Genomic DNA, 9,651 nt, shown 5'->3' with positions numbered 1-9,651 from the left:
GCCCACCGCCGCCGCGCCCGCCGCGAGCGCCGGCATCATCGAGCTCGCGCAGCGCCTGCACGACGAGCACGTCGCCGAGGGCGTCGCCCAGCGCGACCAGCTCATCGCCGAAGCCAAGACGCAGGCCGCCTCGATCGTGTCGGAGGCCGAGACCCGCGGCCGCGAGGAGCTCGCCAAGCTCGACCGCGAGCGCTCGTCGCTCGAGGGCCGCATCTCGGAGCTGCGCAACTTCGAGCGTGACTACCGGGCGCAGCTGCGCAGCTACATCGAGGGCAAGCTCCGCGACCTCGAGACCACCGCGACCTCCTCGGGTGCGCAGCCGGTCTCGGCCATCGGTCTCTAGGCCGAGCCTTTGACAGGCCGACCCCCCCTTCGACAGGCGGCGGCCGGCATCATCATCGCGGTCCTCGCGGTGCTGGTGCTGGCCGCCGATCAATTCACCAAGCACCTCGCACTCGACAACCTCCCCTATCAGGAGCCGGTGCCGGTACTGGGCGACTTCCTGATCCTCTACCTGACCAAGAACCCCGGTGCCGCCTTCTCGCTCGGCGTGGGGGTCACGTGGGTCTTCACGATCGCTCTCGCAGTGGTGGCCGGGGTCATCGGCTGGCTCGCCGCCACACGCGTCCGCTCGCGGCTGTGGGCGGTCGCCCTGGGCCTCCTCCTCGGCGGCGTGCTGGGCAACCTGACCGACAGGCTCTTCCGTGAGCCCGGCTTCGCCGTCGGGCACGTGATCGACTTCATCAACACGCCGTGGATGTGGTTCTTCCCCGGCATGTCGCCCGCGATCTACAACGTGGCCGACATCTTCATCGTCTCGATGATGATCGCAGTCGCGATCCTCGTCCTCGTGGGTCTGCACTTCGACGGGTCGCGCGAAGCGCGTGCGAAGGACGAGCAGTCGGGTGCCGCGGCATCCGACTCCCCTCAGACCACCACCGAGGACTGACGTGGAGTCCCGCAGCCTGCCCGTGCCGGACGGACTCGACGGCACCCGTGTCGACGCGGCCCTCGCCAAGATGCTCGGGTTCTCGCGCACGTTCGCGGCCGAGGTCGCCGAAGCCGGCGGCGTCACGATGGACGGGCGCACCTTGGCGAAGTCGGACAAGCTGCGAGGCGGAGCCTGGCTGGACGTGTCGTGGGCGCCGAAGGAGGAGCCCCGGGTCGTCCCGGTCGAGGTGCCCGACCTCGGCATCGCGTACGACGACGACGACATCGTCGTGGTCGACAAGCCCGCCGGCGTGGCCGCGCACCCCTCGCTCGGATGGGAGGGTCCGACGGTGCTCGGGGCCCTCGCCGCCGCCGGCTTCCGGATCGCGACGACGGGGGCCGCCGAGCGCCAGGGCGTCGTGCATCGCCTCGATGTCGGAACGAGCGGGCTCATGGTCGTGGCCAAGACCGAACGGGCCTACACCGCACTCAAGCGCGCGTTCAAGGAGCGCGAGGTCGACAAGGTCTACCACGCCGTGGTGCAGGGGCACCCCGACCCGCTGGCCGGGACGATCGACGCGCCCATCGGTCGGCATCCGACGCATTCGTGGAAGTTCGCGGTGACTCCCGACGGCAAGGACTCGATCACGCACTACGAGACGCTCGAGGCGTTCCCGGGCGCGTCGCTGCTCGAGATCCACCTCGAGACCGGGCGCACCCATCAGATCCGCGTCCACATGACCGCGCACCGTCATCCGTGCGTCGGCGACCCGCTCTACGGCGCCGATCCCACCGTGTCCGCCCGGCTCGGACTCACCCGGCAGTGGCTGCACGCGCACGAGCTCTCGTTCGTGCATCCGGGCACGGGGGACCGGGTGACTTTCACCTCCGACTACCCCGCCGACCTCGCGAACGCGCTCGAGGTGCTTCGCAGCGACTGAGGCCGTCGTGCTGGTGCACACGATCGGAGCGCGTGCGCGACACGCCGGTTCGCCGGATCCCGGCACGGCGTGTCGCTCGAGATCTCCGATTCCGTGTCAGCGGCCGCCCTCGAAACGCGACGGACCTTCGGCCCGAGCGAACTCGATGCGGCGATACATATCGGGCAGTTCGAGCTCGGGGAGCTCGTCGAGGCCGTACCAGCCGACCTCGGTCATCTCGCCGTCGGCGGCGTGCGGGTCGCCCGACACCCAGCTGCACCGGAACACCAGATCGAGGTAGTCGACCTGGTCGCCGTGGGGGTAGACCACGCGCGGGAGCTGGTGCACCCACGCCAGCCGCTCGACGCGGCACACGACGCCCGCCTCCTCGTTCGTCTCACGCACGGCGGCGGCGGCCGGCTCCTCGCCGGGGTCGACGATCCCGGTGATGGGGGTGAGCGCGCCGTTGTCGCTGCGGCGGCCGAGCAGCACCCTGCCCTCGTGGATCACCACGGCGGTGACGCCGGCGAGGGGAAGCGGCGCGGTGCCGATGCTGCGGCGCAGCTCGAGCACGAAATCGGGGGTGGGCATGGCCCCCACCCTACGTTCGGTCGGCGGAGCGATGTCGGAGCCCTGAGCCACGATGGACGACATGACGATCGACGTGAGGCCGGCGACCGTGTTCGAGGATGTCGCGACGGTCATCGGCCCGAAGAATCCCGAGTCGAGCGTGTGCTTCTGCCTCAGCTACCGCATTCCCAGCAGAGAGAACGTCGCACTGCGCGGCTCCGAGCGCGCCGAACGCGTGCGCCGGCTGATGGACGAAGAGGGGCCGATCGGGGTGCTCGCGTACGACGGCGACGACGCCGTCGGGTGGGCCGCGGTCGCGCCGCGCACGCGGACGCATTTCGCGACTTTCCGCAAGATCCCGCACGTCGACGACCTGGACGCGTGGTCGCTCTGGTGCTTCCGCGTCAGGCCCGGTCACCGCAAGAAGGGTGTCATGCACTCGCTGATCGACGGTGCGGTATCGTTCGCGAAGGAGCAGGGGGCTCCCGCGATCGAGGGCTACCCGGTCGACAACGGCGACGCCCGCGTCGACCTCACGATGGCGTACGTCGGCACGCGCCGCCTCTTCGAGTCCGCAGGCTTCGTGAAGGCGGCCGACACCGAATCGGTGCTGTCAGGATTTCGACGGGTGCTCATGCGGCGCGAGCTCTAGCGTGGACGCGTGAACCACCTCCTCCAGCGGCGCCTCGAGCGCGCGAACACGCTCTACCTCGACTTCCTCGACACGATCCCGCCCGAGCACCTCGGCTCGCACCTGCGAGATCTTCCGTCCGACACGATCGGGCACCAGCTGTGGTGCGTGCTCGGAGCCCGCGAGAGCTTCTCCAGGGCAGCGCGCGCGGGGGAGTGGCAAGGTTTCACGAGTCCGGTCACCAGAGACGGGACGACGGATGCCGCGACCCTCCGCTCCGCGTTCGTGCAGACCGCCGCCGACGTCGACGCGTGGGTCGCCGGCATCGACCCGGCCGATGAGGACTCGCTGCGCTACGTGCTGGCCCTCCTCGAGCACGAGACGCAGCATCAGGGCCAGCTGATCCGCTATCTGTACGGGCTGGGCGTCGACCGCCCGCACACGTGGCAGCAGCAGTACGCCCTCGACGAAGATTTCTGATCCCGCGTGAACCGGATGCTCGGCATCCGTCAATACTCCCTGTGAGCACCGACAGCGAGATCATCCGCCGGTCCGTCGACGACCCCGCCGCGTTCGCGGAGCTGTTCGAGCGGCACGCACGGGTCGTGGGTGCGTTCGCCGCCCGTCGGGTGGGCTCGGAGGCAGCCGAGGACGTTCTCAGCGAGACGATGCTCGTCGCCTTCCGGCGACGTCGCGACTTCGACACGACCTGGGATTCGGCGAAGCCGTGGCTGCTCGGCATCGCGTCGCGCGTGATCAAGAAGCACCGCGTCGACGAGGCCAGGCAGTGGCGATCCTTCGAGGCATCCGCCTCACGGGGCGAGCACGTCAGCGACGGTGCGATCGATGCGGCGGGGGAGCGCGCGGATGCCTCTGCCGCGGTCCGCGCCCTGGTGCCGCGCATCGCGGCGCTGGCGGCCCGCGACCGCGAGACGCTGCTGCTGTACGCGTGGGCCGATCTCACCTACGAGGAGATCGGCGTCGCGCTCGGAGTGCCCGTGGGCACGGTGCGATCGCGGCTGAACCGTGTGCGACGCAAGCTCGCTCCGCCGGGGTCGCACGCGTCGGTCCGGCTCACGTGGATAGCGAAGGAGGAGATCGATGGAGCTTATGGAACGAGTGCGTGAGGTCGGCGCGGAGGCCGTCCTCGACGAGGGTCGGCTCGATGCCGCGCGGGTAACGTTGCTGCGCGAGATCGCGCGCGAAGAGCGAGCCGATGCCGCTCCCGGTCGTCGCCTGGCCGTCCGGTGGATCGGCGGATCGGCGCTGGCCGGAGGACTCGCGGCCGTCGCGTTGGTCGTCGGCTTCGTCGCGATCCCGGCGACGGCGCCGACCGCCTCGGCCGCGGAGGTCCTCGAGCGGGCCGCCGAGGCGACTTTGACGACGCAGGCGGTGTCGCCCGGCCCCGGGCAGTACATCCGCATCCAGGAGATCGCGACCTCCACGGTGGGGTGGGTCGAGGACTCGGCTTATCCGGAGGGCGGTTGGTGGGGCAGCGGGGCATCCCACACCATGGCCACCACTGTCCAGGCGCGCTCGCTCTACGTCCCGGCCGACCGATCGGGCGATTGGGTGCAGGACTACGACGAGTCGTTCGAGGTCGTGGAGATCACCGGGCCTGCTGCCGAGACGGCGCGAGACGTGCTCGTCGCCACGCGGCCCGGTTCCAAGCTCGACGTCGAGGTCTTCCCGGCGGGAATCTACTCGCAGACAGGTGTGGGAGGGGAGGGCGTCGACCCGGACGATGTGCTGACGTTCGCCGTCAACGGCCTGCAGTGCTACTACGACGAGATGCCCCGCGATCCCGAGGCGCTGGTGGACTGGATGGAGCAGTACGAACACGAGTACCTGTCGGACTGCCCGCCGCCGAGGCTCGGCGAGCCGATCGAGTTCAATCTCGCGCCGGCGGGCCTGCGTGCCGCCATGTTCCGCGCCCTGGCGCTCACAGAGGGTTCACGAGTGGTCGGCGTCGACGGCGACGTGACGACGATCGCGTTTCCCGAGGGCGGCGAGAGCACGTGGATGCAGACGGTCGACATCGACACCTCGACCGGCCTCATGGTCGGACGGGGGAACCTCGACGACGACTCATGGTCGAGCCGCGTCGTGGTGTCGATCGTCGACGGCCTCCCCGCCACGGTGGGAGTCCCTCGAGGCTGACCTCACCCGGATCTCAACGGCGCCGGGGTGAAGACATCCGTTCCGTGCCTGGTCAGTCCCCGCCGACGCAGAATCGGATCCGCTCCTGCGGACGCGCCGTGCGACACGCCGGGCACGCCGGCGGCGCCCGCGGCGCGTCGCCGCGGAGGTCTTCACCTGCGGATCCGATTCTGAGGCGGCCCCAAACCCTCACCCTCGACTCGAGGGTGAGGCGGCTTCGCGGGCGGGGTGGGCGACACCGGCTCCGGCCGACCGCGACGTCGGAGCCGCTCCGTAGACTCGGTCCGTGGCATCCGACTCCTTCGTTCACCTGCACGTGCACAGCGAGTACTCGATGCTCGACGGAGCCGCCAAGATCGGCGCGATGACTCAGGCCGCCGCCGAGCACGGCATGCCGGCGATCGCCGTCACCGATCACGGCAACACCTTCGCGGCGTTCGAGTTCTACAACGCGGCCAGGGCTGCCGGCGTGAAGCCGATCATCGGGCTCGAAGCGTACGTCACGCCCGGAACGCATCGCAGCGACAAGTCGCGTGTCGCCTGGGGCACCCCGGAGCAGAAGAGCGACGACGTGTCGGGCTCGGGCGCCTACACACACATGACCATGTGGAGCCAGAGCACCGAGGGCATGCACAACCTCTTCCGGCTCAGTTCGCTGTCGAGCATGGAGGGCTACTACTTCAAGCCCCGGATGGATCGCGAGCTGCTCGAGACCTACGGCAAGGGGCTCATCGCGACGACCGGCTGCCCGTCCGGCGAGGTGCAGACGCGTCTGCGCCTCGGTCAGTACGACGCCGCGCGCGCCGCGGCCGCGGAGTTTCAGGACATCTTCGGGAAGGAGAACTACTTCGCCGAGATCATGGACCACGGGCTCTCGATCGAGCGCCGCGTCATGACCGATCTGCTGCGCCTCGCGAAGGACCTCGGCATCCCGCTCGTCGCGACCAACGACTCCCACTACACCCATCAGCACGAGGCCGACGCGCACGCGGCGCTCCTGTGCGTGCAGTCCGGTTCGACGCTCGACGACCCGAACCGGTTCAAGTTCGACGGCGACGGCTACTACATCAAGACCGCACAGGAGATGCGCCAGATCTTCCGCGAGCACCCGGAGGCGTGCGACAACACCCTCCTCATCGCCGAGCGCTGCGAAGTCGAGTTCAACACCAGCGCGAACTACATGCCGCGCTTCCCTGTCCCCGAAGGCGAGACCGAAGACAGCTGGCTCGTCAAGGAGGTCGAGGCAGGACTTCACTATCGGTATCCGGACGGCATCCCCGACAAGGTCCGCAAGCAGGCCGAGTACGAGACCGGGATCATCCTCCAGATGGGCTTCCCGGGTTACTTCCTCGTGGTCGCCGACTTCATCAACTGGGCGAAAGACAACGGCATACGCGTCGGCCCCGGTCGTGGGTCAGGGGCCGGGTCGATGGTCGCCTACGCCATGCGCATCACGGATCTCGACCCGCTCGAGCACGGCCTCATCTTCGAGCGCTTCCTCAACCCGGACCGCGTGTCGATGCCCGACTTCGACGTCGACTTCGACGACCGCCGCCGCGGCGAGGTGATCGACTACGTCACGGAGAAGTACGGCTCCGAGCGCGTGGCGCAGATCGTCACGTACGGCACCATCAAGTCGAAGCAGGCGCTCAAAGACGCCGGCCGCGTGCTCGGCTTCCCGTTCAGCATGGGCGAACGGCTGACAAAGGCGATGCCGCCCGCCGTCATGGGCAAGGACATGCCGCTGAGCGGCATGTACGACTCCCAGCATCCGCGATTCAAAGAGGCGAGCGAGTTCCGCGCCCTCATCGATACCGACGTCGAAGCGAAGACGGTCTTCGACCGCGCGCTGGGGCTCGAAGGACTGAAGCGACAGTGGGGCGTCCACGCCGCAGGCGTCATCATGTCCAGCGAGCCGCTTCTCGACATCATCCCGATCATGCGCCGCGAGCAGGACGGCCAGATCGTCACGCAGTTCGACTATCCGTCATGCGAGGCGCTCGGCCTCATCAAGATGGACTTCCTGGGGCTTCGCAACCTCACGATCATCTCGGACGCCCTCGACAACATCCGGATGAACCGAGGGCAGGATCTCGACCTCGAGCACCTCACGCTCGACGACCGCGCCGCGTACGAACTGCTGACGCGCGGCGACACGCTCGGGGTTTTTCAGCTCGACGGCGGGCCGATGAGGTCTCTTCTGCGTCTGCTGAAGCCCGACAACTTCGAAGACATCTCCGCCGTCATCGCGCTCTACCGTCCGGGGCCGATGGGCGCGAACTCGCACATCAACTACGCGCTCCGCAAGAACGGGCAGCAGGAGATCACACCGATCCACCCTGAGCTCGAGGAGCCGCTGAAAGACATCCTCGACACCAGCTACGGCCTGATCATCTATCAGGAGCAGGTCATGGCGATCGCGCAGAAAGTCGCGGGGTTCTCGCTCGGGCAGGCCGACATCCTCCGCCGTGCGATGGGAAAGAAGAAGAAGTCCGAGCTCGACAAGCAGTACGAAGGCTTCTCCGGCGGCATGAAAGAGCGCGGCTACGGCGACGGCGCCATCAAGGCGCTCTGGGACATCCTGCTGCCCTTCTCCGACTACGCGTTCAACAAAGCGCACTCGGCCGCGTACGGCCTGGTGTCGTACTGGACGGCCTACCTCAAGGCCCATTACCCGGCCGAGTACATGGCGGCGCTCCTCACGAGCGTCGGCGATTCCAAGGACAAGATGGCGGTCTATCTCAATGAGTGTCGTCGTATGGGCATCAAGGTCCTGCCGCCTGACGTGAGTGAATCGATCCGGTACTTCGCCGCCGTCGGGGAGGACATCCGGTTCGGGCTCGGCGCCGTCCGCAACGTCGGCGCGAATGTTGTCGACGGGATCGTCCAGGCCCGCAAAGACGAGAAGTTCGCGTCCTTCCACGACTTCCTGAACAAGGTTCCGATCCACGTCGCCAACAAGCGGACCCTCGAGTCGCTGATCAAGGCGGGCGCCTTCGACTCGATGGGCGACACTCGTCGTGCACTGCTGGAGATCCACGAGGATGCCACCGAGGCGGCCGTCGACCGCAAGCGCAATGAGGCACAGGGGGCCATCGGCTTCGATTTCGACAGCCTGTATGACGCCGCGGAAGAGGTCGCGCCTCCGAAGGTGCCGCCTCGCCCGGAGTGGACCAAGAAAGACAAGCTGGCCTTCGAGCGCGAGATGCTCGGCCTGTACGTGTCGGACCACCCGCTCGCGGGCCTCGAGATCCCGCTCGCCAAGCACGCCTCGACGAGCATCCACGACCTGCTCGCGAGCGAAGACGTCCAGGACGGCGAGCAGGTCACGATCGCGGGTCTCGTGACGAGCGTCCAGCACCGCGTCGCGAAACAGAGCGGAAATCCCTACGGGATGATCACGGTCGAGGACTTCGACGGCGAGATCACGGTCATGTTCATGGGCAAGACCTACACCGAGTTCTCGTCGATGCTGCAGGCCGACTCGATCCTCGTGGTGCGAGGACGCGTGTCGCGGCGCGACGACGGGATGAACCTGCACGCGCAGTCCGCGTTCAGCCCTGATCTCGGTGCGCCGGACGACACCTCGAGCCTCGTGCTGCTGATGCCCGAGCGGCGTGCGAGCGAGGGAATCGTGGGCGAGCTGCTGCAGGTGCTGCAGCGGCACAAGGGTGACACCGAGGTGTCGGTCAAGCTGCACAGCGGCACCGTGGCGAAAGTGTTCGAGCTTCCGCACACGGTCCGGATCACGCCGGATCTGTACGGAGAGTTGAAGGGCCTGCTCGGCCCTCAGTGCCTCGGCTGACGCCGCACACGACCCCTCGGGACGCGTCCGCCGACGTGCGCGTGGTCTCATCGGCGTCTCATACGCCGTGGGTAGTATCAGGACGACGCGGGCCTGTCGGCTCGCCGGAAGGGACGATCGTGACGGACGAGCAGCGGAAAGAGAACATCGACGCGGAGGCCACCTCGACCGAGGAGCCGCCGCAGTACGGCGTCGGACCGTTCTCCATCCGGGAGGTCGCGCTCGCCGGAACGTGGCTCGTCGCCTTCGTGGTGTCGTTCTTCCCGGTGATCGGCGAGATCGGCCGCGGCCCGTCGGTGTGGAGCAACGGGATCGACTGGGTGCTGACCATCGGCGTACCCACCGTCGCCGTCTTCCTGATCGCGCTGCGCCGCCTGTCGCCGCAGGGCATCCGCCGCGTCGGATCGCTCGGCATCGACCAGTTCGCCTCGGTGGCGTTCTCGGTCTCGACCATGCTGTGGCTCACGATGATCTGGAACAGCTTCATCACGCTCGCTGGCGAGCGCTTCTTTCCCGGCACGTGGGTCGTGTGGGTCGAGTTCTTCCTGATGCTCGCCGGCGTGCTCCTCACCGTGTTCGCGCCGCTCATCCCGCCGTTCGCGCAGGACTTCCAGGGCCGCACCGAGGTCCCGGCG

General features: G+C 68.2%; 8 protein-coding genes and 2 pseudogenes. 9 read left to right on the top strand and 1 reads right to left on the bottom strand.

Features of this window, described 5'->3' with window-relative positions:
* The 3 genes and pseudogenes from EIO58_RS07325 to EIO58_RS07315 all read left to right on the top strand — a co-directional run.
* Positions 1–343 (top strand): annotated as a pseudogene (locus tag EIO58_RS07325) (DivIVA domain-containing protein); the annotation flags it as partial.
* Between the two features lie 9 nt (positions 344–352).
* Positions 353–949: a signal peptidase II gene (locus EIO58_RS07320; protein WP_127818977.1), complete on the top strand. Its 597-nt coding sequence runs from the start codon at positions 353–355 to the stop codon at positions 947–949.
* A 1-nt stretch (position 950) separates the two neighbouring features.
* A complete protein-coding gene (locus EIO58_RS07315; protein ID WP_127818976.1) occupies positions 951–1,871 on the top strand; it encodes an RluA family pseudouridine synthase in 921 nt (306 codons plus the stop codon).
* A 96-nt stretch (positions 1,872–1,967) separates the two neighbouring features.
* On the opposite strand, the gene EIO58_RS07310 is transcribed toward EIO58_RS07315, so the two are convergent.
* Positions 1,968–2,441, bottom strand: coding sequence for an NUDIX hydrolase (locus EIO58_RS07310; protein ID WP_127818975.1), 474 nt, complete (start codon positions 2,439–2,441; stop codon positions 1,968–1,970).
* A 61-nt stretch (positions 2,442–2,502) separates the two neighbouring features.
* Here EIO58_RS07310 and EIO58_RS07305 point away from each other — a divergent pair, with 61 nt between their 5' ends.
* The 6 genes and pseudogenes from EIO58_RS07305 to EIO58_RS07280 form a co-directional block, all read left to right on the top strand.
* The gene (locus tag EIO58_RS07305; protein WP_127818974.1) at positions 2,503–3,072 is read left to right on the top strand and encodes a GNAT family N-acetyltransferase; all 570 of its coding nucleotides are present in this window, start codon (positions 2,503–2,505) and stop codon (positions 3,070–3,072) included.
* A gap of 9 nt (positions 3,073–3,081) precedes the next feature.
* Complete coding sequence (locus EIO58_RS07300) at positions 3,082–3,531, top strand: DinB family protein (protein WP_127818973.1); 450 nt, start codon at positions 3,082–3,084, stop codon at positions 3,529–3,531.
* A gap of 41 nt (positions 3,532–3,572) precedes the next feature.
* A complete protein-coding gene (locus EIO58_RS07295; RefSeq protein ID WP_127818972.1) occupies positions 3,573–4,178 on the top strand; it encodes an RNA polymerase sigma factor in 606 nt (201 codons plus the stop codon).
* Positions 4,153–5,211 (top strand): hypothetical protein, encoded by a 1,059-nt coding sequence (locus EIO58_RS07290; RefSeq protein ID WP_127818971.1) that lies wholly within the window; start codon positions 4,153–4,155, stop codon positions 5,209–5,211. The genes EIO58_RS07295 and EIO58_RS07290 overlap by 26 nt, the downstream gene beginning before the upstream one ends.
* Positions 5,212–5,545: 334 nt before the next feature.
* The gene (gene dnaE / locus EIO58_RS07285) at positions 5,546–9,016 is read left to right on the top strand and encodes a DNA polymerase III subunit alpha (RefSeq protein WP_240658624.1); all 3,471 of its coding nucleotides are present in this window, start codon (positions 5,546–5,548) and stop codon (positions 9,014–9,016) included.
* A 119-nt stretch (positions 9,017–9,135) separates the two neighbouring features.
* Positions 9,136–9,651: pseudogene (locus EIO58_RS07280) on the top strand (hypothetical protein); the annotation flags it as partial.

Origin of the sequence: Microbacterium sp. CPCC 204701, from assembly GCF_004010105.1 — a bacterium.
In the GTDB taxonomy this organism is placed as follows: domain Bacteria; phylum Actinomycetota; class Actinomycetes; order Actinomycetales; family Microbacteriaceae; genus Microbacterium.
The sequence above is the reverse complement of the archived record's forward strand: the minus strand, read 5'-3'. Positions and strand labels throughout refer to the sequence as shown.